Source organism: Streptomyces soli, from assembly GCF_003999195.1.
GTDB classification, from domain to species: Bacteria; Actinomycetota; Actinomycetes; order Streptomycetales; family Streptomycetaceae; genus Actinacidiphila; species Actinacidiphila soli.
The window spans coordinates 32344-57917 of sequence record NZ_RJVR01000254.1 but is presented as its reverse complement, the minus strand read 5'-3'; the positions used below and the strand labels follow the sequence as shown (position 1 = coordinate 57917).

Below are 25574 nucleotides of genomic sequence, written 5' to 3'. Positions count from 1 at the left end.
CCCTACGGCTTGGGCAGGGTGCACCCGCTCAGGCTCAGGTCGAGCTGGTTGCCGGCGCCGAAGCACTGGGTGATCCCGTAGGTCTCCTCGGCGTAGTTGATGCCCTGGCGGACGGTGACGGTGCCGTCCGCGGCGACCTCGCACGGGTTGTTGACGGTGCAGGTCTCGCCGCTCTCGTTACCGGTGTTGTTGATCGCGACCACCTTGCCGGTGGAGGCGTCGATCACCGGCGAGCCCGATGTGCCGCCGATGGTGTTGCAGGCGGAGGTGTAGCGGACCGAGTCCTTCCAGGTCCAGTCGCCCTCGCGCAGGCGGTAGACGAAGCCGTCGATGTTGCAGGAGTAGATGGTCTTCCAGTAGCCGGAGACCACCTTGATGGCGGTGCCCTGAACCGGGTGGGCCGCGGACAGGTCCAGCGCTGTGATCCCGTACGTCGACTGGATCTGGGCGTAGGTCTTGCTCAGCTGGTACAGCGAGATGTCGGTGTCCGTCATCGTCGCGTACGCGATCTTGGTGGCCCTCAGCGTGGCGATCTTCGTACCGGAGGAGTTGAGCAGCCCGAAGCTGCGGGTGGACGAGCTGTTGACGACGACCTCGCCCGGGTTGAGGAAACCACTGGTGAGACAGTGGCCGTTGGACATCACCAGGGCCGGGTCGGTGGATACCGAGGTCGGCAGCTTGATGATCGAGCCCGAGCAGTTGCTCAGCGACACCGCGCCGGCGAAGCTCACCGTGGCCTGCACCTGGGCGTGCGGTGCGGCGGTCGTTGTCGTACGGCTGGTGGCCGAGGCGGGCTGGACGGTGAAGCCCGCGATGGCCGCTGCGCCCGCAAGGATTGCCGCGAGCATGCCAAGGAGAGGCTTGTTCATGTGGGGGGTCCTCTCGGAGACCGAAGGTTCGAATTGTCATGTGCATTGTCATGACCCGAGAGGCGGGCGGCAAGAGGGCCTGTGCATGGCCTGTGCATGGCCTGCGCATGCGTCGGCTGCCTTGCCTGCGCGTGCGTCGGCGCGGGACACCCGGGGTGTCCCGCGCCGAGGTGATCCGGAGACTCAGCCTCCTTGGGTGGCCTTTCCGTACTCGGCCGCACCGCCGGCGAAGTCGAAGGCGAGGAACTGCTCGTCGCCCACGACCCACGCGTCGTGGCCCGGCGGGATGACGAAGACGTCGCCGGGGTGTATCTCCGCCTCTTCGCCGTCGTCCATGCGGACGTGCAAACTCCCTTGGAGGGCATAGCCGTTGTGATGGGTCTGGCAGCTCTCGGTGCCGACGAGCGGGCCCAGTGACTGAGACCAGCGCCAGCCAGGGTCGAAGGTGGCGACGCCGAAGGTCAGTCCGGTGAGGTCGAGGACGTCGAGGTGGCCGCGGGGGAAGTCGCGACGCTCGTCGGGTTTGCCGGTGTTCTTGACTTCGATCATGAGGGCTCTCCGACCTGGAAGAAATGCCTGGATTATTGGCCTATTTCCATAATGCGCCCGCAGGGGCAGCATCGAACGTGGGGAGCCGTTCGGAAGGAAGTGCGGAAGTCATGGGCAAGTTCATGGACGTGCATCACGGGATGAAGGGCATCACCGCCGACGAGCTCAAGGAAGCGCACCGGGCCGACCTGGCGATCGAGGGCGAGGAGGGCGTGAGCGGCGATGGCTGTGAGGCGCAGACGGTTGTGCATGGCGTCCCCCTTGTGAGACGTCGGGGGCTGTGCGGTTACTGTGTGAGACATTTGCCGGGCCTGTACGGTTCCATTCCTTATGCGAACGGAGTCCCATGTGCTGGAGCGCCACCGCCGACCTGGTCGCGGGAGGCGCTGTCACGGCCGTCGGAGTGGCCTGCGTCGCCCAGGTGCGCCGCCTGCGGGATCTGCCGCTCGCGGCGCTTCCCCTGCTGCTGGGCGTGCACCAGATGATCGAGTCGGTGGTCTGGCGCGGCGAACTCGGCGAGGTGACGGAAGGCACGGCGGCCGCCGCCCGGATCGCCTGGGCCGTCATCGCCCTCCCCGTGCTCCCGGTGCTGCTGCCGTTCGGTGTGCTGCTTGCGGTGGCGCCTCCCGTACGGCGACGGGTGGTCCCCTTCTGCGTGGTGGGAGTTGCCACGGCGGCCGTCCTCGGCGTCGCGCTGGCCTCCGAGCCGGTCGGCGCCCAGGTTCGGGGTCACACGCTCGGCTACGGCGTCGGCCTGCCGATCAGCGCCGGCGTCGCGCCGCCGCTGATCGCCGGATACCTCGTGGCCACCGTGGGATCGCTGCTGGTCAGCGGAGACCGGCTGCTGCGGATGCTGGGGACGGTCGTGGCGGTGGGCGCCGCGCTCTGTGCCGTGCTGTGGAGGCTGGAGTTCATCTCCACCTGGTGCGCTTTCGCGGCCGTCGTCAGCGGAGGTCTGCTGGCGTGGGTCAGGACCAGGATGAGGTGACAAGTCCTGATATGTGAGGTAGTTATGCGCAAGGTAGCCGACTGCCGGGACCACCCGAACGTCAGCGGGTGCACCCTCACCATCAGCGGAGAGGAAGAAGAAGTCGTCCGGGCCGCCGCCGAGCACGCCGTCTCCGTGGACGAGCACGAGGACGACGCCGAGCTGCGTCAGATGATCCGCGGCGACCTCAAGGACGAGATGCCGGCGCACGCCTGACGGCCCGGGCCAGCGCACGCCGGTCGGCGTAGGCACCGACCGGTATCTCCTGATCAACGGTCACCTCGGCGATCAGCCCCCGGGTGGCCACGACGCGGCGCAGGGATGCCAGCAGGGTGTCGTCGCCGACGAACGCGGCCGCGGTCGTCGGCTCCCCGCCCGCCAGGCGGTAGCGGATCGCCACCGGGCGGACGGGCACCCCGGCGTCCAGCGCCGCCTGGAACACCGCAGGCCGGAAACGGCCCTCCTCCCGGCCGCACCAGGTACTGCCCTCGGGGAACGCCACGACGGTCGCGCCACTCCGCAGCGCCCCGGCGATCTCGGCCACCGTGCCCGGCAGCGCCCTGATGCGCTCACGGTCGATGAACAGCGTGCCGCCACGGACGGCCAGCCGCCCCACCAGCGGCCATGCGGCCACCTCGCGCTTCGCCAGCATCCGCCCCGGGCAGACGGCGGCCACCAGCAGGATGTCCAGCCACGAGACGTGGTTGGAGACCACCAGTACGCCGGCCGAACGGCGCTCTGGCTTGGGCGGCATGACAACCCGTACCCCGAAGGCCGCCACCACCGCGCGCACCCCCCACCGGATCAGCGCGTCCCGCCGCGCCGGCCGGCACCACCGCCCGGCCGGCACCGACACCGCGAGCCCGGCGAGCAGCACCGCCAGCCCGGCCGCGTACCGTACGAGCCGACGCGGCGGGCCCACCGACGGCACCCCGCCGGCCACGCAGGCCTGCGGCGTGCACGGGGCGACCGGCGACCACCATGCGGCGGACATCAGACGGGCCCGCCGAGGGAACCCAGCGACCCGAAGTGCCGCAGATAACGCGGGTCGGTCCGGTCCAGGGACAGCAGCACGAACAGGTCCGCCACCCCGAAGTCCGGGTCGTACGCCGGCTCCCCGCACACCCAGGCGCCCAGCCGCAGATAGCCGCGCAGCAGCGGCGGCAGCGGCGTCCGCGCGGCCCGCTGGATTCCCGTCGGGTCCCAGGGGCGGTGCGGCGTGACCTGGTACTCCTCCGGTGCGAGGTGCTTGGCCGACACCCGGTCCCATACGCCTGCGGCCAGCGCCCCGCCGTCGCCGAGCGGTATCGAGCAGCAGCCCGCGACCCAGGTGTGGCCGGTGGTGGTGAGGTACTGGACGATGCCGCCCCACATCAGCGCCACCACGGCGCCGTCCCGGTGCGCCGGGTGCACGCACGAGCGGCCCACCTCGACCACGTCCTCCCGGATCCCGACGAGCCGGCTCAGGTCGAACTCCGACTCCGAGTAACCGCTGCCCGCCCGGCGGGCGTTCGCGGGGGACAGCAGCCGGTACGTGCCGACCACCGCGCCGGTACGCTCGTCGCGGACCAGCAGGTGGTCGCAGTACGCGTCGAGCGGATCGATGTCCAGGCCGGGGACCGGCGTATCGAGCACCGCCCCCATCTCCCCCGCGAACACCTGATGGCGCAGGAGCTGTGCGGCCCGAACGCCGGCCTCGTCCTTCGCGAGGCCGACGGAGTAGCGCGGGCGGTCATCGGTGAGCGGCGAGTGGGCGGCGGCAGGAGCCGTTGCGAGGTCGTGCGTTGCGGTCATGGCGGACTTCCCGAAGCCGGGGGAGGGTGACACCTCTATGTCTTCCGCCACGCCCTTGCCTTGGCGTGACCATCGCGGATCGCGGAGATGTGCGCTCGCTGAAGCCCCGGGGGAGGGGCTCCCGGACTGCGCCGGCTGCGCCGGACTCCGTCCGGGTGCCGGGGCGGCCGTCTGCTGTTCGTCCGGACGCGGCTCGGTGGCCGGTTGCCTCCCCCACCCCGCCCCTTCCCGAAACCAGGGGCTCTGCCCCTGGACCCCGACTGGGTGCGTTGTCGGGTGCGGGTCCGTGGTCGGGTTGTGCCGGCCTCCCCCGGCCTTCGGCCGGGAGGTGCCCCCATCTCGCTTCGCTCGCCTCAGGCGGACGGCCTACCCACAACCCGGTTGGGCAAAATCAGCCTGTCCGGCATTTGGGGACTGGGGGTCCAGGGGCGGAGCGCCCGGCGTGTCCGGGCGGAGCCCGGTTTCGGGAAGGGGCGGGGTGGGGGAACAACGCCCCCGGCATCAGTCCGTGGGTTCGTCCGGGGTGGGCGTGGGGTCGTCGGGGGTGGGGGCGTCCGTGTCGTCGCGGGGCTCCTCGTGCTGCCAGAGGTCGGGCAAGGGCGTGGAGCCGGACTGCTGGTCGGGGAGGTCGCGGGGGACGGGGCCGGCGTGGTGATCGTTCATGCCGGGCGGCTACCCGGGAGGGGCGAGGGTATACGCAGGGGCCGGCGTCAGCCGGAGACGCTGCCGAGGCGGCCTTCCAGCAGCAGGAGGAGGTCGCCGAGGATGGCGGCGAGGTCCTGGCGGCGGTCGGAGGGGAGGCCGGAGAGGAGGGCGTTCTCGTACTCGAGCTGGTCGGGCAGGAGGCGGTCGACGAGCTCGCGGCCGGTGTCGGTGAGGGAGAGGTGGGAGACCCGGCGGTCGCGGCTGTCGGGGCGGCGGGAGACGAGGCCGCGCTCTTCGAGCTGCTTGATCCGTTTGGTGACGGCGGCGCCGGAGGCGAAGGTCTCGCGGGCCAGCCGGCCGGGGGTGAGCTCGCCGCCGACGCGGCTGAGGGCGCACAGGATGTCGTACTCGGGCCGGGTGAGGCCGGCACGCCCGAGCGGGGCGTCGGCTACCTGATGGAGCAGGGCGGTGCAGCGGTTGAGCCGCCCGATCACGGCGACCGGCGCGAAGTCCAGGTGGGGGTGCTCCTGCTGCCATTGCCGCAGCACGCCTGCGACGGCATCTTCGGCGTCCTCCACGCGCGGTTCCTTCCTTCCGGACTTCTTGATCGTACGCGCCGTCACCGTACCCGGCCGGACGGCGAGGTCAGCGCCGCGAGCACCCGGTGCCCCTGGCGTTCGGCGGCGGCGATGCGTTCCTCCGGGAGGGCGGTGCTCAACCACTCGCCGGACGCGGTGTCGGCGGCCTCGCGCAGCTCCAGGAGAGCCACCGCGAGCCGGTCCCGCGAGCCGGCCGCGACGGCGTCGTCGAGGCGGGCCAGGGCGGTGTCGACGCGGCCCGAGGCACGGCGGTTAGGGACGAGGTAGCAGGCCGGCAGGCCGGCGGCGACGCCGACGAGGGTGTCGAGCCAGCGGTCGGTGATCAGCCGGCCGACCGGCTGGGGGCCCGCGAACTGGACCATGATCATGGCCATCGGCGTGACGAAGACCGTGCCGAGCCAGTAGTTCCGGGCGATCGTCGCCTCGGCGCCGAATTGGCAGGCCAGGGCCACCGCCACCAGGGCGGCATGACCGGTGCTGGTCAGCGGCACCAGCGCGGTGAACAGCAGCACCCCGAGCAGATTGCCCAGGGCGCGCTGCAGCGCCCGGTGCCAGGACAGGGTGGTGTTGGCCTGGAAGACCGCGGCGGCGGTCACCACCGCCCAGTACGGACGGTCGACACCCAGCGCCATCGAGGCCCACCCGGCGAGGGCCCCGCCGAGCGCGACCCGGCCCGCGACCGGCAGCAGCGGCGAGCCAGGCGCGAAGGCCCGCAGGCCGGCGTCGGGCCGCCGTTCCGCCCCGACGCCGGCGTGCTCGGCATGCTGGCCAGCATGCCGAGCACCACCCACACCAGGGTGCGGGCGCGGGCCGCGTACGGCAGGCCGTGCGCGTACAGGGCGCACAGCCCGCCGGCGGCGACATAGAAGGCCAGGTCGAGCCGGCCCGCGAGGAGCAGCGCCACCTCGGGGATGGCGAGCGTGATCACCACGCTGAGGGCCGGCTTGTGCCAGATGTCGCCGCCGGGGCGCAGCGTGAGCGCGCCGCGCACGGGCAGGGCTTGCATCGTCATGACTGCAAGCTTAACAGGTGTTTTATTCGTGAAGGATTCATCCTTCCGGCGACGCGGGGGAAGCCAGCGACAGCGCGAACCGGCCCTTCCGGTCCGTCCACCAGTGCCGCAGCCGCATTCCGGCCGCCGCCAGCTCCGCCCGGATGCCCTCCTCGCGGAACTTGGCGGACACCTCGGTGCGCATCTCCTCGCCCGCCGCGAAGTCGGCCGTTAGGTCGAGTGCGGGGACCTTGACGGTGAGATCCCGCCGGGCGCGCAGCCGCATCTCGATCCACTCGTTCTCCCGGTCCCACAGGGCGAGGTGGTCGAAGTCGGCAGGATCGAAGTCCGCGCCGAGCTCGCGGTCGATGACGGTCAGGACGTTCTTGTTGAAGGCGGCGGTGACGCCCTGCGCGTCGTCGTACGCGGCGACCAGGGTGGCCTCGTCCTTCACCAGGTCGGTGCCCAGCAGAAACGTATCTTCAGGCGCCAGCATGGCCCGTGCGGACGCCAGGAACGCCGCCCGCTCCTCGGGCAGCAGGTTGCCGATCGTGCCGCCCAGGAACGCCACCAGACGCGGCCCCGGCGTGGGAGACAGCTCCAGGCCGCGCTGGAAGTCGGCGACCAGGGCGTGCACGGTCAACCCGGGATGGTCCGCCAGCAGGGCCCGGCCGGCCCCGTTGAGGGCGGACTCGCTGACGTCCACCGGGATGTACGTCAGCGGGGTGCCCAGCGCGTCGATGAGCAGGCGCGTCTTCTCCGAGGAGCCCGAGCCCAGCTCGACCAGGGTCCGGGCGCGGGTGATGTCCGCGATGGTCTTGGCACGTTCCTCCAGGATCTCCCGCTCGGCGCGGGTCGGGTAGTACTCGGGCAGCCGGGTGATCTCCTCGAACAGCTCGCTGCCTTGGGCGTCGTAGAACCACTTCGGCGGCAACTGCTTGGGATCATGGGTCAGGCCTTCGCGCACGTCGGCGCGCAGCGCGGCGGACATGGCATCGGCCGGCAGGGTGCGGGTCAGGTCGAACGGGCTCACAGGTGCGGCTCCTTGAGCGGGATGAGCAGGACTTCCGCCGGATCACCGGTCAGCAGATGCCGGTCGGGGACCTCGGTCCAGCGGGGGTCGTCGTCGTACGGTTCGGACGCGACGACCAAGGAGCGGTCAGGCTCTGCGAGATACCAGAGCGTGTCGCCCCAGGCGGTGGCGGCGATGGAACTGCCGTCGGTGAGAAGGAAGTTGAGACGTGAGCCGGGGGTCAGCGCGGCCAGCCGGCCCGTCGTGTCGGCCAGCGCCTCGTCCGGGCTCGCCCCCGCCCGCAACCGGTGCAGGGTCAGCGCCCAGGCGAGCGCCGAGTCGCAGCGTGACTCCAGCGCCAGCAGTTCCTCCACCGGCAGGGTCTCCGCCGCGTCCGCCACCGACCCGGGCCAGCCCTTGAGCGCCCCGTTGTGACTGAACAGCCAGGTCCCTGCCGCATACGGCGCCGTCGCCGACTCCTCCGCCACGCACCCGTCGGTGATGTCCCGTACGGCCCCGAGCAGTGCGCCGGAGCGCACCACCCGGGCGACGTCCGCGAACGACCGGTCCGCCCAGATCGGCCTGGCCCGCCGGTACCGGGCCGGGACGGGGTCGTCGGTCGCGTACCAGCCGACCCCGAAGCCGTCCGCGTTGACGGTGCCGTGGCGCTGCCGGCGCGGCGCCCACGACTGGCGGTAGAGCGAGTGCGGCGGCTCCATGACGACGCTGCCCAGCGGCACGGCGGGGCCGAGGTAGGCCAGATGTCGGCACATCAAAGAACCTGCGCGTCGCGGGCCGTACGGAAGCCGGAGAAGATCTGGCGGCGGATGGGGTAGTCCCAGTTGCGGAAGGTGCCACGGCAGGCGACCTGGTCGACGGCGAAGGAGCCGCCGCGCAGGACCTTGCACTCGGGCCCGAAGAACACCTCTGAGTACTCCTTGTACGGGAAGGCGGCGAAGCCGGGGTAGGGGAGGAAGTCACTGGCCGTCCACTCCCAGACGTCCCCGATGAGCTGGCGTACACCGAGCGGCGACGCACCCTCGGGATACGAGCCGACAGGCGCCGGACGCAGATGCCGCTGGCCCAGATTGGCGTGCCCGGGGCCCGGATCGGCGTCGCCCCACGGGTAGCGCAGGGAGCGACCGGTGACCGGGTCGTGGCGGGCGGCCTTCTCCCACTCGGCCTCTGCGGGCAGCCGACGGCCGGCCCAGCGGGCGTAGGCGTCCGCCTCGTACCAGCTGACGTGCAGCACGGGCTCGTCCGGCGGGACGGGCTCGGTGACCCCGAAGCGGCGGTGCAGCCACAGGTCGCCGCTCTCGCGCCGCCAGAACAGCGGTGCGGTCACGCCGTGTTCGCGGATGTGCGCCCACCCGGCCTCGGTCCACCACCGGGGGTCGTCGTAGCCGCCGTCCTCGATGAAGCGGGCATAGGCGCCGTTGCTGACCGGCACCGTGTCGATGAAGAAGGCCGCGACGTCCCGCACATGACCGGGGCGTTCGTTGTCCAGCGCCCACGGCTCGGTCGACGTACCCATGGTGAACGGGCCGCCGGGGACAAGGACTTCGGCCGGCAGCAGCGCCGCATCGGCGGGTGCGGGCGGCGGGGCGGGTGCGGTGAGGGCGGCGGGACCGCGCCGCAGCTGATGGGTGATGAGCATGGTCTCGTCGTGCTGCTGCTCGTGCTGGGCGATCATCCCGAAGGCGAAACCGGCGTGGGTGAGCCGGCTGCCCCCCTCCAGGGGGCTGTTCTCCAGGATGTCCAGTACCCGGCCGCGAACGTCGGCGGCGTAGCCGTGCGCCTCCGCCGGCGGCAGCAGCGGCAGGCTGGGCCGCGCGGCGCGCGGGTGCTCGAAGGCGTCGTAGATCGGGTCGATGTCGGGGCGCAGGGCCTCGCGTCCGCCGACGGTGCGGAGCAGCCACTGCTCCTCCTGGTTGCCGATGTGGGCCAGATCCCAGACCAGCGGGGACATCAAGGGGGAGTGCTGGGCGGTGAGTTCGCGGTCGTCGACACAGGTGGTGAGGGCCCGGGTGCGGTCACGGGCGGCCAGCAGCGCATCGAGCGCGCGCCGGCGCAGCGCTTCGGTGTCGAGAGGCGGGGCGGTCACGTGTTGCTCTCCTTACATGTGTGCACGTCGAGCACGTCGTCGGCGGGACATCGGCCCCGCAGGACATAGCGGTCGGTGAACTCGGCCACGGCCGCCTGGATCCGCGTACTCGCGCCGAGCCGGGGCAGCGCCTCCAGCGCGGCACCGAAGCAGGTGGCAGCGGTGGACTGCAGCTCGGGGTCGGTGAGCCCGAGGCGGGCGGCCGTCCGCCACAGTGGGTTGCGGGGGGCGGGCGCGGTGCCTGCCGTGTCGGCCAGCGGCTTCACGGCCCGGTACGCGACCTCGGAGGCGGCCGCGTCGTCGAACAGCGCCATGGTGACGGCCAGCGGCACGATCCAGCCGTCGTCGCCGGACTGGGCGTCGATCATGCGGAGTTCGAGGTGTCCGTGCGGCCTGACCGGCGGGAAGAGCGTGGTGAGGTGGTAGTCGAGGTCCGCCGTGCCCGGTGGGCGGGGCGACTTGGTGCGGACCCAGTCGCGGAAGGTGAGCCCGGCGGGCGGCACGGCCCAGGGCTGGTCCCGGTGCCTCTCGCCGTTCCTGTTCCTGTTCCCGTTCCCGTTCCCGTTCCCGGGCCGGACGCACAGCACCGGCGCGTCCAGCGCGTACAACGCCCACGCGGTGCGCGGGTCGGGGCCTGCGGCCGGTGCGTTGGTGCGCTCCGCGTCGAGATCCGCCCACACGGCCTGCCGGGTGGACCGCCAGCCCGTCGGCCGGCCCTCCCGCAACGGCGAGTTGGCGAAGGCGCCGACCAGGACCGCGCCGAGCAGATGGGCCAGCAGCCAGCGCCGGCCGATGCTGAAGGGCCCTGGCTCCTCGGTTCCCGCGTCGAGGCAGACCTGTACGGAGGCGGAGCTGCCCATCATGATGCGGCCGGCCGCACCGGCCCGGTCGAAGTACGACTCCATCGCGCAGTAACGCGGATGGTCCAGGAGACGGCGCGGGGGCTGCCACGGGTCGAGGCCGGAGCCTTCCAGACCCAGACCATGCTCCCGCAGCGTGCCGCGTACGGCGGCCAGCTCGGTGGACGTGGTCTCCACGCACGCGGTGAGGGAGCCGGCCGGGAGGGAGCTGAGCTCCAGCTGCCCGCCGGGCTCCTGGGTGAGCGCGGACCCTATCGGGAGCCCGCGCACTGCGGTGACGGCCGCCGTCAGCCGGTCGGGGTCGACGGCGGTGGTGGGGTCGTGCAGGTCGTGCACGAGCCATTCCAGCTCGACGCCGACGCTCTTCGGGGGACCGTTCTTGAAGCAGATGCCGTGGATATGGGCCTCCGCCTCGTCCTCGGTGATCGGTGGGGATGCCGCTGTCCGCTGTCCGCTTGGCATGTCCGGGACCTCCTGTCGCAGGCGGCTTCCGTACCACCTAAGCCGTCCGGCGCCCGGCCCTCAAGGGCGCCTCCGACGAACAGCGGGGGGACAGGTAATGACGAATGGGACATCGGGGGTCCCCTGCGGTCCGGCTCCCTCCAGCCTTGCGCGCCTTGCGCGACCCCGCATCTCCGAGTCCCCCACACGGCCCCCGCCGAGGGCAGGGACGGTCAGCCGACCGTCGCCGTCACCTCCTCGGCGGCGTGTTTGTCGAGGGTGGTGCGCACGAGGGCGGCCGCTTCCACGGCGTACGTCCGGCCGTGCCTGGCCGGCAGCGCGCGGACCATGTCCTCGGCGTCGTCGGTCACATCAGCCGCCCCTTGTCCACGACGTCGTACATCACGCCGATGTCCTCGTCGGTGAGCTCCGAGCGGCGCTTGCGCAGGATGGCGAGCACCTGTTCCCCGGTCTTCTGTTCCTCTCCCGGGGCGGCGGCCGTGCTGAGCCAATGGCCGAGCTCCAGGGAGGTCACGTCGACCACGCCCTGGAACTCCTCCCACAGGGCGTCCAGCTCGAGGGCGTCGACGTCCGCCATCCGGGTCAGTCCTTCCGTACGAGATCGCGGGCCGCCGCCACGATCGCCTCCGCGTCGATGCCGGCCTCGTGGAGCTGCTGCTCCGGGGTGGCGGAGCCCGGCATCGTGCGCACGGCCAGGCGCGTCAGGCGAGGCGGGCGGTTGCCGTCGAAGGCTTCGAGGACGGCGTCGGCGAGGCCGCCCTCGGCGCGGTGGTCCTCTACGGTGACGAAGCGGCCGGTGAGGTCGGCGGCGGCCCGAAGGGCGTCGGCGTCGACGGGCTTGACCGAGTACAGGTCGATGACGCGGGCCGCGATGCCCTCCTCGGCGAGTCGGTCGGCGGCGGTCAGGGCCTCGAGGAGAGTGATGCCGGCCGCGATGATCGTGACCTGGTCCTGGTCGCCGGAGCGCGGGAGCTTGCTGCCGCCGACCGGGAAGTCCTCGTTGGGCCCGTAGATCACCGGGGTCTTGCCGCGGGTCGTCCGCAGATAGCGGATGCCGTCCAGGTCGGCCATGGCGGCGGTGAGCCGGGCCGCCTGGTTGGCGTCGCAGGGGTAGAGCACGGTGCTGCCGTGCAGGGTGCGGAAGGCGGCGATGTCTTCCAGGCCCATCTGTGACGGGCCGTCCTCGCCGATGGACACCCCGGCGTGGGATCCGGTGACCGCGATGTCGGCCCGGCCGATGGTGGCCATGCGGGCGAAGTCGTAGGCCCGGGTCAGGAAGGCCGCGAAGGTGGACACGTACGGGATCCAGCCCCGCACCTGCATGCCCACGGCGGCGGCCATCAGCTGCTGCTCGGCGATGTAGCACTCGAAGTAGCGGTCGGGGTGCTCCTTGGCGAAGAACTCCGCGCGTGTCGAGTCGCCGACCTCGCCGTCCAGCGCGACCACCTCGGCCCGCGCCGTCCCGAGGGCGGCCAGCGCCTGGCCGTAGGCGTCGCGGGTGGCGACCTCGTCGCCGGTGTCGTAGCGCGGCAGCTCCACGGTGCCGCCCAGCGGCCGGTGCGGCACCCGCAGGTCGGTGGGCGGGGTCACGTGCACGCGCAGGTCCCGTACGCCGCCGAGCTCGGCGATCGCCGCCTCGGCGTCCGGCAGCGGCTTGCCGTGCGCGCCCTCGCGGTCCTGGACGGCGGCGACGCCGCGCCCCTTCATGGTGCGGGCGATGATCGCGGTCGGGCGGTCGGAGGTCGCCTGGGCAGCGGCGAAGGCACCGTCCACGGCGACGACGTCGTGGCCGTCGACCTCGATCGTGTTCCAGCCGAAGGCCTCGATACGGCGGGCGTAGGCGCCGGTGTCCCACTCGTGGCGGGTGGGTCCGCGCTGGCCGAGCCGGTTGACGTCGATGATGGCGGTCAGATGGTCCAGCTTCTCGTAGCCGGCGTGCTCGAAGGCCTCCCACATCGAGCCCTCGGCCATCTCGCTGTCCCCACACAGCACCCACACCCGGTACGGTGCGCGGTCCAGGTCGCGGCCGGCCAGCGCCAGGCCGACCCCGATGGGCAGACCCTGGCCCAGCGAGCCGGTCGCCACGTCCACCCAGGGCAGATGGGGCGTGGGATGGCCCTCCAGCCTGCTGCCGAGCTTGCGATAGGTCAGCAACTCGTCGTCGGTGATCGCGTCGGCGGCCTTGTACAGGGCGTAGAGCAGGGGCGAGGCGTGCCCCTTGGAGAAGATCAGATGGTCGTTGCCCGGATGGTCGGGCCGGTCGAAGTCATAGCGCAGGTGATTCGCGAACAGCACGGCCATCAGGTCAGCTGCCGACATCGACGACGTCGGATGCCCCGATCCCGCCGCGTCCGACGCCCGTACGGCGTCCACGCGAAGCTGCTGTCCCAGTTCCTGTAGTTGATCGTGTCGCATGTCGCTCCCTCCGGTGAACGGTCGCCTGCCCGTGCCGATGGGGACGAAACGACCGCTGTGCCGCCACGCCTCGATCACGACAAACTTGCCATCCCCTAATCTTCGCCGGGTACCCGCGGCTTTACCGGGGGGTGAAGGTGATCCTTGGCACTGTGTCGCGGAGCGAGACAGCATCGCTTCGGTGAGCTGGACGGCTGGTCACGTGGGGCGCTGCTGGCTCTCGATGTACTGCTTGATGACGGTCGGCGGGGCGCCGCCGCAGGAACCGGCGAAGTAGGAGCGGGACACCCCCCCACCCCCCGTGTGGCATGCATGCCGGGCATGGACGACGACGCAGCGGCAACGACGCCGCAGGACGCGGCTCCGACAAGCTCGGGTATCTGGCGGCGCAACTCGGTCAGCGCCCCAGCAGCTCCTCGCGCCCCTGGGCCCGATAGCGGGCAGGCAGGGCGGCACGGTCAGCCGCCGTCAAACGGTAGGCAGCGCCGCATGGTCCGGCGCCGGGCAGCGACCACCACCGGCGCGGCCAGCCCCCACCGCGCCGGTGGTTCGCCGGGGGAGTGCTGGATCGCGGCGCCGCCCGGATCGGCCGGGAACGCGGCACCGGGCGGCCGCTTCCGCGGCCGCCCGGTGATGGCTGAGCACATGGTTCCGGTACTTCAGGCCGGGGCGGTCATCGCCCCATCGCGCCGGCATCAACTCCGCGAGGGTCTCCATGCCGCCGCACGGTAGCTGACGTGCCGTCAGATATCAGGCCTGCTGCGCCGATTCGCTGACCGACTTGCGGACCTCGTCCATGTCCAGTGCCTTCGCCTGCTCGATCACGCTCGCCAGCGCCTGCTCGGGGAGCGCGCCCGGCTGGGCGAAGACGGCGATACGGTCGCGCACGATCATGAGCGTCGGGATCGACTGGATCTCGAAGGCCGCCGCCAGCTCAGGCTGCGCCTCCGTGTCGACCTTCGCGAAGACCGCGTCTTTGTTCCGCTCCGAAGCCGCCTCGTACACAGGGGCGAACATCCGGCACGGGCCGCACCAGGACGCCCAGAAGTCGATAAGCACGAGGTCGTTCCCCGACACGACCTCGTCGAAGTTGTCCTTGGTGAGCTCAATGGTGCTCATACGTCCCTTACCTGCTTCCGGGTCGTCGGTCGGAATACCCACTGGCAGGAACGGAACGGACCCGCGCCCTATTCCGGCGTCCGGCGAGGGCCGGGCGGGCGCTGGGGCCAGCCCCTTACGGGACCACCGTCACCGGCCAGCGCCCCGCCTTCACGAGGCGGACGGCGACGGAGCCGATGATGCGGTGGCCGGCCTGCTCGGAGGCGCCGACGACGACCGCGTCGGCCTTGAGGTCGTCGGCGGCCTTGGCGAGCCCGTTGAAGGGATCGCCGGTGAAGGTGTGGAATTCCCAGCGGAGCTTGAAGACGCCTTCCACGTGGGCGGCGGCGCGGCGGATCTCGGCGACGAGCTGCTCGGCGATCTCACCGGTGGCCTCGGCGACGGGGGCGCCGAAAGCGGCGCCGGCGCTGATGACGGGTTGTACGTAGACGATGGCGAGCAGGGCGTTCTGGCGCCGGGCGAGCCCGGCGGCGTAGGCCGCCGCCCGCCAGGACGATTCGGAGCCGTCAACGCCCGTCACGATCACTTTCGGGCCGTCCGTACCGCGCTCGAAAGGCGCGGGCACCTTGTTCTCGTCCTTCACGCCCCGAGGCTATCGCTTGGCGCGGGCGGTGTGTTGATCGGGGAGGGGCTCGGCCGGAGCGGCATGCGGGGACCGGCCGCCCGTCCGCAGGACGGTCGCGGTGAGCAGGGCCGCGGCGAGCATGAGCCCGGCGCCGGTGGCGAAGGCGAGGTGGTAGCCGCCGGTGAGCGCGGTGGCGGTGTCCTGGCCGGAGCCGAGCAGGTGGTCCGTACGGGACGCGGCCAGCGTGCTGAGGACGGCGAGGCCGAGGGCGCCGCCGACCTGCTGGGTGGTGCTGGCCAGGCCGGACACGAGCCCCGAGTCGCCGGGCGTCGCGTCCGCCATGGCGAGCGTGGTGATCGTGGGCAGCGCCAGGCCTGCCCCGGCGCCGAGCAGCAGCAACGCGGGCAGTACGTGTGCACCGTAAGCGCCCTGCGCGGGAAGCCGGGTGAGCAGGACGAAGCCGCCGGCGAGCAGCAGCAGGCTGGCCGCCATCACGGTCCGCAGTGCGAAGCGGGCGATGAGCCGGGCGGCGAGGAAGAGCGAGGTGGCCCCGATTGCGAGGGTGATCGGCAGGAAGGCGATACCGGTGCCGACGGCGTCGTACCCCAGGACCCGCTGCAGATACAGCGCGACCAGGAACTGGAAGCCGAACATCGGCGCCACCATCACCGCCTGCACAAGGTTCGCTCCCGACACATTGCGCGACCGGAAGATCCGCAGCGGAAGCAGTGGTTGCGCGGCGCGCGCCTGGCGCAGGACGAAACCGGCGAGCAGTGCGACCGACAGCGCGCCGAGGCCGAGGGTGCGGGCCGAGGCCCAGCCGAAGTCGGCGGCCTTGACGATGGTGTAGACGCCCAGCATCAGCGCCGCAGTGACCAGGGCCGCGCCGATCGCGTCGGCGCCCCGGCGCAGCCCGGCGCCCTGGTCGGGGTCGAGAACGCGCCCGGCGAGGAGGGCGGCGGCGACGCCGATGGGGAGGTTCACGAAGAAGATCCAGTGCCAGCTGATGACCTGGGTGAGCACGCCGCCGGCGATGACCCCGATCGACGCGCCCGCCGAGCCGACGAAGCTGTAGACGGCGATCGCCTTGGACCGCTCGCGGGGTTCCGTGAAGATCGCGACGATCATGCCGAGGGTCACGGCCGACGCCATCGCGCCGCCGACGCCTTGCAGGAAGCGGGCGGCGATCAGCGTGCCGGGACTCGTGGACACCCCGCAGAGGAGTGAGGCGGCGGTGAAGACGCCGAGCCCCGTGATGAAGACGCGCTTGCGGCCCAGGAGGTCACCGAGTCGCCCGGAGAGCAGGAGCAGGCCGCCGAAAGCGATCAGGTAGGCGTTGACGACCCAGGTCAGGTTCGACTGCGAGAAGCCGAGATCGCTCTGGATGGACGGCAGGGCCACATTCACGATGGTGCCGTCCAGGATCACCATCAGCGTGCCTGCGCACAGGACGAAGAGCGTCGGCCAACGTGAGCCAACGGTCATGGGGACGTGCTGGGGCACGGGGTCGCCTCCTGGTCGTCGAAGTACCAGGAAGGACACTACCAGATTGTTTTGTATGGGACTATCTACTTCGGACTTACTTTCGCGACCTTACTTTCGCGACTGCCGTGCCCGCCGCACCGGACGCTCGCACTCCACGGGCTCCGCGAGATGCCCGTTCACCAGCCGTACGAGCGCCGAGGCGAAGGCCTCCCGCTCCTGCTCGGGCAGTGCGCCGAGTACGTCGCCGTGCACGTGCTCGGTGATCTCCCGGCCCGCCTCGACGGTCTTGCGGCCCTCCTCGGTGACCCGGATGATGCGCGCCCTGCGGTCGGTGGGCGACGGGACGCGCTCGGCCAGGCCGGCCTTCTCCAGCTCGTCGACGGTCACGACCATCGTGGTCTTGTCGAGCCGGGACAACTCCGCCACCTGCGCCTGGGTGAGACCGCCGGGCAGGGCGTGGGCGAGCACGCAGAAGCCGCGCGGGGAGATGTCCAGCTCGCCGAGCGCCGCTGTCGTCTGCGTGGTCAGGACGTGGGCCGCGTGCTGCAGCAGGCCGGTGAGGTCGAGGCCGGCCGACACGGGCTGCGGAGGTGTGTGTGCAATGGTGGTCATGGATCGAGCGTAACAAAATAGGTCCGCTACGGGACTATTCGCGTCCGGGACGATTGCGGTGTCGGCGCCGCGTCACGGCAGGGGCTGCGGCGGCTTCGGGCCGTCGTAGTGGCCGACGGGGCGCATGCGCAGGGGTGGCTCGGCGTACTCCTCGAGGGCGTGGGCGATCCAGCCGGCGGTCCGGCCTACTGCGAACACCGTTTCACCGGCCTCGGCCGGCATGTTGGAGGCGACGGACAGCACGGCGAGGGCGAGGTCGACGTTGGCGTGCAGCGGGGTGTGCCGGGCGGCGGTCTCGACGACGTCGCGGGCGGCGGCGAGGGCGGGCGCGGCCTGCGGCACCGCGTCCAGGAGCCGGAAGAGCATCCGGGCCCGCGGATCGTCGCCGGAGTACAGGCGGTGGCCCAGCCCCGGCACGGGCTGCCCGGTGCGCAGGTGGTCCGCGACGACGGGGGCGGCGCCGCCCCGTTCCAGCACCTCGACCAGGAAGCGGTGGGCGAGCCCGCTCGCCGCGCCGTGCAGGGGGCCCTCAAGAGCGCCGAGCCCCGCCGAGACGACGGCGTACGGATGGGCCCGGGCGGACGCGGCGACCCGTACGGCGAGGGTCGAGGCGGCGAGGTCGTGGTCGATGAGCAGGGCGAGTGCGGCGTCCAGCACACGCAGTGACGCATCGTCAGGAGTGCGCTCCGTCAGCCGGGACCACAGCCGCCACGCCAGCCGGCCCTCCCCCCGGTGCGGCTGCCCGGCCGGTGGCAGCGCGTCGACCAGGGCCGGAATGAGGCTGCGGGCGCTGCCGAGTACGGCCCCCGGCGACAGGTCGAAGCGCAGCGGATCGGCGGCCGCGGCCGCGATGGCCGTGACCCGCAGCCGGTCCACGGGGCCGCTGTGCGCGGGGAGTGCGGCGACGGAGCGCCGGGCGGCGGCCAGCGTCTGCTCCGGCGCGGTGAAGCGCGCGCCGGGCCGCATCACGCCGGTCCACAGCCACTCCGCGATCTCCTCGTAGCCGTAGCGCGCGGCCAGTTCGGTGGCGTCGACGCCGCGGAAGAAGTACCGGTCCTTCTCTATCAGGGTGATGCCGGTACGGACGGGCCCCACCGCCCCGGCCCCCGTGCCCCCCGACCCCGGTGTGTCGTCCCCCGGACGCCGGGCGGCGCGCCGCGCCAGCGCGTCGACCTCCGTGGCGTCGAAGGTGCTGCCGCGCCCGCCTTCCGCGCGACGGCTGGTCAGCAGCCCGCGGCTGACGTACGCGTACACCGTCTCGGGCTTGACGCCGAGCCGCTCGGCCGCCTCGCGCGTGGTCAGTCTCGTTGATTGATCCGCCATGGCCCCATCTCATCACACATTGATTGAATCAATGTTGACAGGCATTGATTCAATCATAGACAGTCGCATCAACATCAAGGGAGGAACCACCATGGCGATCACCGACGTACCGCGCGGCCTCAAGGGCGTCGTCGTCACCGAGACCGAAATCGGCGACGTACGCGGCAGCGAGGGCTTCTACCACTACCGCCAGTACTCGGCCGTCGAACTCGCCCGGACCCGCACCTTCGAGGACGTCTGGCACCTGATGGTCCACGGCACGCTGCCGGACGCCGCCGAGCGCGCCGCCTTCACCGCCCGCACCGCCGCCCTGCGCCACCTGCCCGCCGACGTCAGCGACGCGCTCCCCGCCATCGCCCGCTCCTGCGCGCTGAGCGGCCCGCTCACCGGCCTGCGTACCGCGCTCTCCCTCTACGGGGCCTCGGCCGGGCTGCGCCCGCTGTACGACATCGACGCCGACCGGCGCCGCGACGACGCCATCGCCGCCTGCGCCGCCGTGCCCACCCTGCTCACCGCCCTGCACCGGATTGGCCAGGGCCTGGCGCCGGTCGGGCCGCGCGACGACCTGCCGTACGCCGAGAACTACCTCTACATGCTCACCGGCGAGGAGCCCGACCCCGTCCGGGCCAGGGCGGTCGAGCAGTACCTGATCTCCACCATCGACCACGGCTTCAACGCGTCCACCTTCACCGCCCGCGTCATCACCTCCACCGGCGCCGACCTCGCCGCCTGCCTCGTCGGCGCCATCGGCGCCCTCTCGGGCCCCCTGCACGGCGGCGCCCCCAGCCGCGCCCTGGACACGCTCGGCGCCATCGGCACCCCGGATCGCATCGACCCCTGGATCCGCGAACTCGTCCTCGCCGGTGACCGCGTCATGGGCTTCGGCCACCCCGTATACACCACCGAGGACCCCCGCTCCCGCATGCTCAAGGAGATCGCCCGCAGCTTCGGCGGCCCGCTCGTCGACTTCGCCGTCCAGGTCGAGGAGCGCGTCGAAGCGATCCTCGCCGAACTCAAGCCCGGCCGCGAATTGCACATCAACGTGGAGTTCTACGCCGGCGTGGTCATGGAACTCTGCGGCCTGCCAAGGGAGATGTTCACTCCGACGTTCGCCTGCGCTCGGGTCGTCGGGTGGAGTGCGAACATCCTTGAGCAGGCGGAGGACAGCAAGATCATAAGGCCCTCCGCCCGTTACGTCGGGCCGCCGGCGCCGCAGCCGGTGCCGGCGGTCTGACCGGGCGTTCACGCAGTCTTCTCCGGGTGTTGCCGGGGGCTCCGCCGTGCGCTTGGGGCGGCCGACCGTAGCGTTCCGTTCCGGTTCGCTGTGACGATCACGGAACACGGAGATGGCCATGTGCAGTCCGCACCACCAGCCCGAAGGGCCCCAAGTCGGCGCGAGCCGCCGTTCCTTGCTCATGGGCGCCGGGCTGGTGGGAGCCGGCGTCGCGGTGGCGGGGCTGGGCGGCGCGCCGCGGGCGGCCGCCGCCGGGCGTGGGGACTGGCGGCCGGACACCGAGGACCAGCGGGACGAGTACGGCGGAAAGATCGACCAGATCCTGCACGGCACCGTCGGGGACGTCCGCGTGACCGAACGGGCGCTGCGCACCGCGGAGTTCATGACGGCCCGGTAGGCCGACGGTCCACCGGCGTCGTGGGCACCACCACCGCCTCGCCCGTCCGGCGAGGCCCGGACCAGGGGGCCGGGACCGCGTCGATGTCACGGGCGATGCGGTGCGCGACGGATTCGTAGTTGACCCGCCAGCCACGGAACTGGGGCCAGGCCTCCTCGGGCGTGCGCTCCATCGGATAGCCGTACTCCGCCATGCGGCCCACCCCCGCCAGGAACTCCTCGTACGTCAGCTCGATGGGACTGTCGGGGGTGGGGTCGCGGTCGTACGGGATGCCCCGGGCGTCGGCGAGGTCGCGCAGGCACATGAACCCGGCGCGCAGTCCCATGCGGACCTCGGCCTGCGGGCTGCTGGGGTTGAAGGCCAGCCGCAGCGCTCCGGCGTCGAGGACGGAGAGCAGGGCGATGAGCCAGTTGCGGTCGGCCCTGGGGGAGCGGAAGTGGATGAGGATCGGGTACGAGGTGTGGCTCTCGCTGACCTCGGCGCTCCACCGCTCCCAGTTGTGGAACAGCTCCGTGAGCTCGTCCAGCAGCTGGACCTGGGCGTACCGGGCAAGGATCTCGGGCCCCCAGGGCGGGGTGCCGGTCCTGGCGAAGAGCAGGGTCACCTCGGTCTCGCGGCGCGCGTAGGCGCTGTAGATGGTCGGCAGATAACCGACCTGGAGCCCGATGACGATCGGCCCGGTGGCCGCGGCGCAGAAGTCGATCACGGTGAGCTCGACGTGGTGGCTGCTCGCGAAGCCAAGGGTGAACAGCGAAGAGCCAGCCTCCCGGATGGCCTGCAGAGGCCCCAGTTCGCTGACCGAGCCCTGGAGCATGGCGTAGCCGATCAGAAAGGCCAGCAGCCAGCACACCAGCGTCACCAGGATCGACAGCGGGGCCACCGGTCCGAGCACCCGGTCCTTCGCCTCGGGATCGTCCAGTCGGTCGGCCACCGTCTGGAACATCCGGCGGACCAGCGCCTGAATGGTCCGGGTGAAGCTGGACCGGGTCGGCCGGGGGATCACCAGTGTGCGCAGGACCGAGGAGAAGGTCCCGGCGACCACCAGCGCACCGAGTACGCCGAAGAGAACCCGCACGTCAGAGCACCCGCCGACGCACCAGCGCCGCCAGCACCAGCACCCCGGGCACCAGCGGCAGCCATACGGTGACCAGACGGTAGGCCAGCACCGCGGAGGTCGCCACGACCGCCGTCGTCCCCGCCGTCACCAGAGCCAGCCCCAGCGCGACATCGAGCGAGCCCAGCCCGCCCGGCGTCGGCAGCAGCGCGGCCGCCGCGCTCCCCGCCAGATACGCCACCGCCACGTGTGCGGCCGGCACCGGCGCGTGCAGCGCCCGTACGGCCGCGACCAGCACCGCCGCGTGCGCCACCGGAAAGGCCAGCGAGCCCGCCCACAGCGCCGCCACCCGGGCGGACCGCCCGTGGACCGCCCGCACATCGGTCGCCAGAGTGCCGAGGAAGGAACGCAGCATCGTACGCACCCGCCGCACGCCGGCCAGCCCCGCCACCACCGCGCACACCAGCACGGCCACCCCGATGACCAGCGAGTTGTCCGGCCGGCCGTGCACGCCCACCCGGTGCACGGTGAGCGCGTGCGGGAAGGCGAGCAGCAGCACCAGCAGCAGTGCCACCCGCACGATCCCGCCCGCCACCGCCCGCACCGTCAGCGCGGCGGCCGAGCGGCTCGGCGACAGGCCGCAGCGGACCAGGAAGCGCAGACTGACCGCGTTACCGCCCACGCCGGCCGGAAGGATGTGATTGGCCGCCGAGGCCGCGAACGATGTCGCCAGCAACCGCCACGGCGGCAACTGCTCCAGCACCGCCCCCTGCTGCGCGGTCGCCGAGCACACCCAGGTCAGCACCGCCGCACCGGCCGCCAGGAGCAGCCACTCCCGGTCCGCGGAGCCCAGCTGGGCGGTGCCGGAATCCACCATCGGCCACCGCCAGAACACCAGCGCGACGACCAGCAGCAGAGGAGCCACGCAGCAGATCTGACGCACAGGGAGGCGACGCCACATAGGTTTCTCGCCCTTCCGGTCCACGCGGTCGCCCGCGCCGCCGCGAGTCGCTCCCCATCGCAAGCCCCGGCTCCAGCACTACGCACGACCATACGGGCCGGGGGCCGCGGACGCTCTGTCAGCGACCGGCGGTCGGGTCAACCCTCACCCCCGTGTCCGGGGTCAGAGCTCGAGCAGGCTGCCCTGACCGTCTATGCCGTCGGCGGTGTCGTCGTCGAACCACAACGAACCGGTGGCCAGATAGCGGAAGCGGTGTACACCCGAAGGGAGGATCACCGAGATCGTACGGGTGCCGTTGCGGCGCGGCACGAGGGCGTGGCGGCCAGGCTCCCAGCCGTTGAAATCGCCGACGACGCTCACGGCGCCGGGCGGCTGGTCGGCCGGGAGGGCGAAGGTGACGCGGGTTTTCCTGCCGAAGAGCTTGGTGCGCCTGAGCATGGGCAACTCCCTGCGAGGGTCGGCGATGAGAGCGCGGGCTCTCACATTCCTCCGGTGTCGCGGTGGATGTCACATACCGACTGGTCGGTGTTGACGGTAGCGTGGTCCCGTACCCAGCAAGACGATGGAGGGAGTCGCGGTGCGCGCGATCCAGATCACCGAGTTCGGCGGGCCGGAAGTGCTGCGGCAGGCGGAGCTGCCCGACCCCGTGCCCGGGCCGGGACAGGTGCTGGTGGAGGTCTCGTCGGCGGGCGTGAACTACGCCGACACCCACATGGTCGAGAACTCCTACCTGTCCAAGGCGGCCCTTCCCCTGGTGCCCGGCGGCGAGGTCGTCGGTCGCACCCCCGACGGCCGCCGCGTGGTCGCCCTCACCGACAACGGGGGCTATGCCGAGAAGGCCGTTGTCCAGGAGTACCTGGCCCACGAGGTCCCGGACGGCGTCAGCGACGGCCAGGCCCTCGCCCTGGTCGTCCAGGGCCTGACCGCCTGGCACCTGCTGCGCACCTCGGCCCGGATCGCCGAGGGCGAGTCCGTGGTCGTCCACGCGGCCGCGGGCGGCACCGGCTCGCTCGCCGTGCAGCTCGCCAAGACCTTCGGTGCCGGCCGGATCATCGCCACCGCCTCCTCCAAGGAGAAGCGCGACCTGGCCCTGGAACTGGGCGCCGATGTCGCGATCGATGCCGACGCCGAGGGTCTGAAGGAGCGTCTGACCGATGCGAACGGCGGCAAGAAGGTCGACATCGTCCTGGAAATGACGGGCGGCCCGGTCTTCGACGCCTCCCTCGCCGCCCTGGCGCCCTTCGGCCGGCTGGTCACGTACGGGCTTGCCTCCCGCGTCCCGCCGACCCCCATCCAGGCCGCCCAGCTCATGGCCCGCTCCCGGGCCGTCGTCGGCTTCTGGCTGATGCACTGCCTCGGCCGCCCCGGCATGTACCGCGAGCCGATGGCCGAGCTGCTCGCCATGACCGCCGACGGCCGCCTCAGGCCGCAGATCGGCGGGGTCTACCCGCTCTCGGAGGCGGCCAAGGCCCACGAGGACCTGCGGGCCCGCCGCACTTACGGCAAGTTGATCCTCGACGTGTCACGCTGATCCCCGCAGGCGGCTCGTCGCACGCGCTGTCGTAGGAGCACAATCGATATCGACAGCGGAGCACGACGAGCCGCACCCACCGCACCACCGCTACCCCGCGGCCCGCAGAAATCGGGAGGGGCCATGGCCAAGGACAGGTCTCATTTCGCACCTGACCGGGGACTGACGACCAGAATGACGGTCACCATGTTCCTGATCGGACTGCTGTACGTGGTCTTCGTAGGGGCCCTTCTCGCCCTGCTGCGCGGATCCTGGCCGTTCATCCTGATCATCGCGGGCGGGCTGTTCATCGCCCAGTTCTGGTTCAGCGACCGCATCGCCGCCTTCAGCATGGGAGCCCGCGAGGTCACCCCGGAGGAGGCCCCCGAGCTGCACGGCGTCGTGGACCGGATCTGCGCGCTCGCCGACATGCCCAAGCCCAAGGTCGCCGTCGCCGACAGCGACGTCCCCAACGCCTTCGCCACCGGGCGCAACCAGAAGGCGGCCGTCGTCTGCGCCACCACCGGCCTGCTGCGCCGCCTGGAGCCGGACGAGCTGGAGGGCGTCATCGCCCACGAGCTGTCCCATGTGGCCCACAAGGACGTCGCGGTGATGACCATCGCCTCCTTCCTCGGCGTCCTGGCCGGACTCATCACCCGCATCGGCCTGTGGAGTAGCCTCGGCCGCAGCAGCCGCGACCCGGGCACGCAGATGGCGATCATCCTGATCCCGCTGGTCAGCGCCGTCGTCTACGCGATCAGCTTCCTGCTGACCCGGATGCTGTCCCGCTACCGCGAGCTCTCCGCCGACCGCTCCGCCGCACTGCTGACCGGCCGCCCCTCCTCGCTGGCCTCGGCGCTCACCAAGATCACCGGGCAGATGGCGAAGATCCCGACCAGCGACCTGCGCAAGGCCGAGCCCTTCAACGCCTTCTACTTCGCCCCCGCCTTCTCCTCCGGCGAGTCCCTGTCCAAGCTGCTGTCCACCCACCCCTCGCTCGAGCAGCGCCTGGAGCAACTCGGGCGGATCTCGGTCGAGCTGGGCCGCCACTGATGGGTTTCCTGGATGTGCTGCTCGGCCGCAGCAAACCCGTCAAGCCGGACCTCGACCAGCTCTTCGGGCTGCCGTCGGCTGCGATCACCCTCGAAGCGGCGGCCGGCTTCAAGCCGACGGGCCTGGGCTCGGTGTGCTTCGCGGCCGTCGAGGGCGGCGCCTTCGCGGAGGTCCAGCAGGACGTACGGCAGCTCCTGGACATGGACACCGGCGAGGACAGCGCGCCCGTGGAGTCCACCCGGGATTCATACGGCTACACCTGGCTGCTTCTACGGCACGCCCCGGACGACATGGCGTCCCTGGTCACCGACCTGCACGCGGTGAACTCGGCGCTGGAGAGCCATGGCTTCGGGCCGCAGCTGCTCTGCTCGCTGGCCGGCTTCCGGGATGCGGAGGGCCGCTCGCTGGCGCTGGTCTACCTCTACAAACGCGGCACGTTCTATCCGGTGTGTAAGCGCCCTGGCCAGCAGAAACGTGACAACGCCCTCGAACTTCAGGTCGCTGCCCTACTCAGGAATGATCTTCGAGTCGAGGAGGATCTGTCTCGCTGGTTCCCCGTCTGGGGTGCACCCGGGACAGAGGACTGAGACCTTGAAGGCGGGGGAGTGGCTGACGGGGATCAGCCTCAATGATGGTCCATCAGACCGGCTCTTGAAGTTACTCGCAGAGAGCGGAGTCAGGCCGGACCAGCTTGGGGCGGCTACCTCACTTTTCGTGGCTTCGAGCGCTGCGAGCCAGGTGTCTCCGCCGCAAGTGCAGCAAGTTCGCAGGGCGGCAGCCTGGCGTGGGGCGGAGCCGTATTGCGCCCCTGCAACAGTCAAGGTGACGGCCACCATCAAGGCCATCGACAACCTCGCGGGCGCGGCGAGGGCATCGAGCGCTGCGACTTTTCAGAAATCGCCGCTGCCAGGTGTGACACTTCTGGGCCCGGCGGCGCTGTGGTGGATGGACGCGCTGCTCAGGCAGTGACCGT

The 25574-nt window shown here is 71.6% G+C and carries 31 protein-coding genes and 2 pseudogenes; 9 read left to right on the top strand and 24 right to left on the bottom strand.

Annotation, left to right across the window (positions count from 1 at the left end):
• Nucleotides 1–2: 2 nt before the first annotated feature.
• Both EFK10_RS26125 and EFK10_RS26120 read right to left on the bottom strand, forming a co-directional pair.
• Nucleotides 3–869 carry a S1 family peptidase gene (locus EFK10_RS26125; RefSeq protein WP_127358108.1) on the bottom strand — a complete coding sequence of 289 codons (867 nt, stop codon included), beginning with the start codon at nt 867–869 and terminating at the stop codon, nt 3–5.
• A gap of 183 nt (nt 870–1052) precedes the next feature.
• Nucleotides 1053–1418: a cupin domain-containing protein gene (locus EFK10_RS26120; RefSeq protein WP_127358107.1), complete on the bottom strand. Its 366-nt coding sequence runs from the start codon at nt 1416–1418 to the stop codon at nt 1053–1055.
• Nucleotides 1419–1528: 110 nt separating this feature from the next.
• On the opposite strand from EFK10_RS26120, the pseudogene EFK10_RS50880 reads away from it, so the two are divergent.
• From EFK10_RS50880 to EFK10_RS26105, 3 genes and pseudogenes are all read left to right on the top strand, one after another.
• A pseudogene (locus EFK10_RS50880) lies at nt 1529–1633 on the top strand (DUF4242 domain-containing protein); the annotation flags it as partial.
• A 131-nt stretch (nt 1634–1764) separates the two neighbouring features.
• A complete protein-coding gene (locus EFK10_RS26110; RefSeq protein ID WP_127358106.1) occupies nt 1765–2406 on the top strand; it encodes a DUF6629 family protein in 642 nt (213 codons plus the stop codon).
• Nucleotides 2407–2430: 24 nt separating this feature from the next.
• The gene (locus tag EFK10_RS26105) at nt 2431–2622 is read left to right on the top strand and encodes a DUF1059 domain-containing protein (RefSeq protein ID WP_127358105.1); all 192 of its coding nucleotides are present in this window, start codon (nt 2431–2433) and stop codon (nt 2620–2622) included.
• On the opposite strand, the gene EFK10_RS26100 is transcribed toward EFK10_RS26105, so the two are convergent.
• From EFK10_RS26100 to EFK10_RS26025, 19 genes and pseudogenes are all read right to left on the bottom strand, one after another.
• Nucleotides 2594–3400 carry a lysophospholipid acyltransferase family protein gene (locus EFK10_RS26100; protein ID WP_127358104.1) on the bottom strand — a complete coding sequence of 269 codons (807 nt, stop codon included), beginning with the start codon at nt 3398–3400 and terminating at the stop codon, nt 2594–2596. The genes EFK10_RS26105 and EFK10_RS26100 overlap by 29 nt on opposite strands.
• Complete coding sequence (locus EFK10_RS26095; RefSeq protein ID WP_127358103.1) at nt 3400–4200, bottom strand: GNAT family N-acetyltransferase; 801 nt, start codon at nt 4198–4200, stop codon at nt 3400–3402. The genes EFK10_RS26100 and EFK10_RS26095 overlap by 1 nt, the downstream gene beginning before the upstream one ends.
• Nucleotides 4201–4701: 501 nt before the next feature.
• Nucleotides 4702–4863, bottom strand: coding sequence for a hypothetical protein (locus EFK10_RS47780; protein ID WP_164836150.1), 162 nt, complete (start codon nt 4861–4863; stop codon nt 4702–4704).
• A gap of 47 nt (nt 4864–4910) precedes the next feature.
• On the bottom strand, nt 4911–5423 hold the full coding sequence (locus tag EFK10_RS26090; RefSeq protein ID WP_127358102.1) for a MarR family winged helix-turn-helix transcriptional regulator: 513 nt from the start codon (nt 5421–5423) through the stop codon (nt 4911–4913).
• Between the two features lie 41 nt (nt 5424–5464).
• A complete protein-coding gene (locus EFK10_RS48850; RefSeq protein ID WP_206305591.1) occupies nt 5465–6076 on the bottom strand; it encodes an FUSC family protein in 612 nt (203 codons plus the stop codon).
• On the bottom strand, nt 6037–6456 hold the full coding sequence (locus tag EFK10_RS52780) for a hypothetical protein (protein ID WP_206305590.1): 420 nt from the start codon (nt 6454–6456) through the stop codon (nt 6037–6039). The genes EFK10_RS48850 and EFK10_RS52780 overlap by 40 nt, the downstream gene beginning before the upstream one ends.
• Before the next feature lie 37 nt (nt 6457–6493).
• Entirely contained in the window at nt 6494–7468 is a 975-nt protein-coding gene (gene egtD, locus EFK10_RS26080) for an L-histidine N(alpha)-methyltransferase (RefSeq protein WP_127358101.1), read from the bottom strand.
• Complete coding sequence (gene egtC / locus EFK10_RS26075; protein ID WP_127358100.1) at nt 7465–8220, bottom strand: ergothioneine biosynthesis protein EgtC; 756 nt, start codon at nt 8218–8220, stop codon at nt 7465–7467. Before egtC ends, egtD begins: the two co-directional genes overlap by 4 nt.
• Nucleotides 8220–9551 (bottom strand): ergothioneine biosynthesis protein EgtB, encoded by a 1332-nt coding sequence (gene egtB / locus EFK10_RS26070; protein WP_127358099.1) that lies wholly within the window; start codon nt 9549–9551, stop codon nt 8220–8222. Before egtB ends, egtC begins: the two co-directional genes overlap by 1 nt.
• Nucleotides 9548–10873 (bottom strand): ergothioneine biosynthesis glutamate--cysteine ligase EgtA, encoded by a 1326-nt coding sequence (gene egtA, locus EFK10_RS26065; protein ID WP_127358098.1) that lies wholly within the window; start codon nt 10871–10873, stop codon nt 9548–9550. Before egtA ends, egtB begins: the two co-directional genes overlap by 4 nt.
• Nucleotides 10874–11085: 212 nt before the next feature.
• Complete coding sequence (locus EFK10_RS47775) at nt 11086–11223, bottom strand: hypothetical protein (protein WP_164836149.1); 138 nt, start codon at nt 11221–11223, stop codon at nt 11086–11088.
• Entirely contained in the window at nt 11220–11450 is a 231-nt protein-coding gene (locus EFK10_RS26060) for a DUF3140 domain-containing protein (RefSeq protein ID WP_127358097.1), read from the bottom strand. Before EFK10_RS26060 ends, EFK10_RS47775 begins: the two co-directional genes overlap by 4 nt.
• Before the next feature lie 5 nt (nt 11451–11455).
• Nucleotides 11456–13288: a transketolase gene (locus EFK10_RS26055; protein ID WP_127358096.1), complete on the bottom strand. Its 1833-nt coding sequence runs from the start codon at nt 13286–13288 to the stop codon at nt 11456–11458.
• 198 nt (nt 13289–13486) lie between these two features.
• Nucleotides 13487–13573: pseudogene (locus EFK10_RS26050) on the bottom strand (IS200/IS605 family transposase); the annotation flags it as partial.
• Nucleotides 13574–14038: 465 nt separating this feature from the next.
• Entirely contained in the window at nt 14039–14407 is a 369-nt protein-coding gene (trxA, locus tag EFK10_RS26045; RefSeq protein WP_127358095.1) for a thioredoxin, read from the bottom strand.
• Between the two features lie 115 nt (nt 14408–14522).
• Entirely contained in the window at nt 14523–14990 is a 468-nt protein-coding gene (locus tag EFK10_RS26040) for a universal stress protein (RefSeq protein WP_127358094.1), read from the bottom strand.
• Nucleotides 14991–14999: 9 nt separating this feature from the next.
• The gene (locus tag EFK10_RS26035; RefSeq protein ID WP_127358122.1) at nt 15000–16457 is read right to left on the bottom strand and encodes a DHA2 family efflux MFS transporter permease subunit; all 1458 of its coding nucleotides are present in this window, start codon (nt 16455–16457) and stop codon (nt 15000–15002) included.
• 108 nt (nt 16458–16565) lie between these two features.
• Nucleotides 16566–17069 carry a MarR family winged helix-turn-helix transcriptional regulator gene (locus EFK10_RS26030; protein ID WP_127358093.1) on the bottom strand — a complete coding sequence of 168 codons (504 nt, stop codon included), beginning with the start codon at nt 17067–17069 and terminating at the stop codon, nt 16566–16568.
• 72 nt (nt 17070–17141) lie between these two features.
• A complete protein-coding gene (locus EFK10_RS26025; RefSeq protein ID WP_127358092.1) occupies nt 17142–18392 on the bottom strand; it encodes a citrate synthase in 1251 nt (416 codons plus the stop codon).
• Nucleotides 18393–18483: 91 nt separating this feature from the next.
• Between EFK10_RS26025 and EFK10_RS26020 the strand changes: the two genes are divergently transcribed.
• Together EFK10_RS26020 and EFK10_RS26015 are read left to right on the top strand one after the other, a co-directional pair.
• Nucleotides 18484–19626, top strand: a complete 1143-nt coding sequence (locus EFK10_RS26020) for a citrate synthase/methylcitrate synthase (RefSeq protein ID WP_206305589.1) — start codon at nt 18484–18486, stop codon at nt 19624–19626.
• A gap of 118 nt (nt 19627–19744) precedes the next feature.
• Entirely contained in the window at nt 19745–20023 is a 279-nt protein-coding gene (locus tag EFK10_RS26015) for a hypothetical protein (protein WP_127358090.1), read from the top strand.
• Here the strand turns inward: EFK10_RS26015 and EFK10_RS26010 are convergent.
• The 3 genes from EFK10_RS26010 to EFK10_RS26000 form a co-directional block, all read right to left on the bottom strand.
• Nucleotides 20007–21098 (bottom strand): hypothetical protein, encoded by a 1092-nt coding sequence (locus EFK10_RS26010; RefSeq protein WP_127358089.1) that lies wholly within the window; start codon nt 21096–21098, stop codon nt 20007–20009. The genes EFK10_RS26015 and EFK10_RS26010 overlap by 17 nt on opposite strands.
• 1 nt (nt 21099) lies before the next feature.
• Nucleotides 21100–22038: a lysylphosphatidylglycerol synthase transmembrane domain-containing protein gene (locus EFK10_RS26005; protein WP_127358088.1), complete on the bottom strand. Its 939-nt coding sequence runs from the start codon at nt 22036–22038 to the stop codon at nt 21100–21102.
• 162 nt (nt 22039–22200) lie between these two features.
• Nucleotides 22201–22476, bottom strand: a complete 276-nt coding sequence (locus EFK10_RS26000) for an isoamylase early set domain-containing protein (RefSeq protein WP_127358087.1) — start codon at nt 22474–22476, stop codon at nt 22201–22203.
• 139 nt (nt 22477–22615) lie between these two features.
• Between EFK10_RS26000 and EFK10_RS25995 the strand changes: the two genes are divergently transcribed.
• The 4 genes from EFK10_RS25995 (at nt 22616) to EFK10_RS47770 (ending at nt 25570) form a co-directional block, all read left to right on the top strand.
• Nucleotides 22616–23569, top strand: coding sequence for a quinone oxidoreductase family protein (locus EFK10_RS25995; protein ID WP_127358086.1), 954 nt, complete (start codon nt 22616–22618; stop codon nt 23567–23569).
• A gap of 123 nt (nt 23570–23692) precedes the next feature.
• Nucleotides 23693–24601 carry a zinc metalloprotease HtpX gene (gene htpX, locus EFK10_RS25990; protein WP_127358085.1) on the top strand — a complete coding sequence of 303 codons (909 nt, stop codon included), beginning with the start codon at nt 23693–23695 and terminating at the stop codon, nt 24599–24601.
• Complete coding sequence (gene pspAB / locus EFK10_RS25985) at nt 24601–25188, top strand: PspA-associated protein PspAB (protein WP_127358084.1); 588 nt, start codon at nt 24601–24603, stop codon at nt 25186–25188. Before htpX ends, pspAB begins: the two co-directional genes overlap by 1 nt.
• A gap of 235 nt (nt 25189–25423) precedes the next feature.
• The gene (locus tag EFK10_RS47770; protein WP_164836148.1) at nt 25424–25570 is read left to right on the top strand and encodes a hypothetical protein; all 147 of its coding nucleotides are present in this window, start codon (nt 25424–25426) and stop codon (nt 25568–25570) included.
• The last annotated feature ends 4 nt before the right edge of the window (nt 25571–25574 follow it).

Bases quoted from the DNA above. Each gene is read 5' to 3' on its own strand.
- EFK10_RS26125 (WP_127358108.1), bottom strand. From the start codon at position 869: ATGAACAAGCCTCTCCTTGGCATGCTCGCGGCAATCCTTGCGGGCGCA.
- EFK10_RS26120 (WP_127358107.1), bottom strand. From the start codon at position 1,418: ATGATCGAAGTCAAGAACACCGGCAAACCCGACGAGCGTCGCGACTTC.
- EFK10_RS26110 (WP_127358106.1), top strand. From the start codon at position 1,765: ATGTGCTGGAGCGCCACCGCCGACCTGGTCGCGGGAGGCGCTGTCACG.
- EFK10_RS26105 (WP_127358105.1), top strand. From the start codon at position 2,431: ATGCGCAAGGTAGCCGACTGCCGGGACCACCCGAACGTCAGCGGGTGC.
- EFK10_RS26100 (WP_127358104.1), bottom strand. From the start codon at position 3,400: ATGTCCGCCGCATGGTGGTCGCCGGTCGCCCCGTGCACGCCGCAGGCC.
- EFK10_RS26095 (WP_127358103.1), bottom strand. From the start codon at position 4,200: ATGACCGCAACGCACGACCTCGCAACGGCTCCTGCCGCCGCCCACTCG.
- EFK10_RS47780 (WP_164836150.1), bottom strand. From the start codon at position 4,863: ATGAACGATCACCACGCCGGCCCCGTCCCCCGCGACCTCCCCGACCAG.
- EFK10_RS48850 (WP_206305591.1), bottom strand. From the start codon at position 6,076: ATGGCGCTGGGTGTCGACCGTCCGTACTGGGCGGTGGTGACCGCCGCC.
- EFK10_RS52780 (WP_206305590.1), bottom strand. From the start codon at position 6,456: ATGACGATGCAAGCCCTGCCCGTGCGCGGCGCGCTCACGCTGCGCCCC.
- egtC (WP_127358100.1), bottom strand. From the start codon at position 8,220: ATGTGCCGACATCTGGCCTACCTCGGCCCCGCCGTGCCGCTGGGCAGC.
- egtA (WP_127358098.1), bottom strand. From the start codon at position 10,873: ATGCCAAGCGGACAGCGGACAGCGGCATCCCCACCGATCACCGAGGAC.
- EFK10_RS26060 (WP_127358097.1), bottom strand. From the start codon at position 11,450: ATGGCGGACGTCGACGCCCTCGAGCTGGACGCCCTGTGGGAGGAGTTC.
- EFK10_RS26055 (WP_127358096.1), bottom strand. From the start codon at position 13,288: ATGCGACACGATCAACTACAGGAACTGGGACAGCAGCTTCGCGTGGAC.
- trxA (WP_127358095.1), bottom strand. From the start codon at position 14,407: ATGAGCACCATTGAGCTCACCAAGGACAACTTCGACGAGGTCGTGTCG.
- EFK10_RS26035 (WP_127358122.1), bottom strand. From the start codon at position 16,457: ATGACCGTTGGCTCACGTTGGCCGACGCTCTTCGTCCTGTGCGCAGGC.
- EFK10_RS26030 (WP_127358093.1), bottom strand. From the start codon at position 17,069: ATGACCACCATTGCACACACACCTCCGCAGCCCGTGTCGGCCGGCCTC.
- EFK10_RS26025 (WP_127358092.1), bottom strand. From the start codon at position 18,392: ATGGCGGATCAATCAACGAGACTGACCACGCGCGAGGCGGCCGAGCGG.
- EFK10_RS26020 (WP_206305589.1), top strand. From the start codon at position 18,484: ATGGCGATCACCGACGTACCGCGCGGCCTCAAGGGCGTCGTCGTCACC.
- EFK10_RS26015 (WP_127358090.1), top strand. From the start codon at position 19,745: ATGTGCAGTCCGCACCACCAGCCCGAAGGGCCCCAAGTCGGCGCGAGC.
- EFK10_RS26005 (WP_127358088.1), bottom strand. From the start codon at position 22,038: ATGTGGCGTCGCCTCCCTGTGCGTCAGATCTGCTGCGTGGCTCCTCTG.
- EFK10_RS26000 (WP_127358087.1), bottom strand. From the start codon at position 22,476: ATGCTCAGGCGCACCAAGCTCTTCGGCAGGAAAACCCGCGTCACCTTC.
- htpX (WP_127358085.1), top strand. From the start codon at position 23,693: ATGGCCAAGGACAGGTCTCATTTCGCACCTGACCGGGGACTGACGACC.
- pspAB (WP_127358084.1), top strand. From the start codon at position 24,601: ATGGGTTTCCTGGATGTGCTGCTCGGCCGCAGCAAACCCGTCAAGCCG.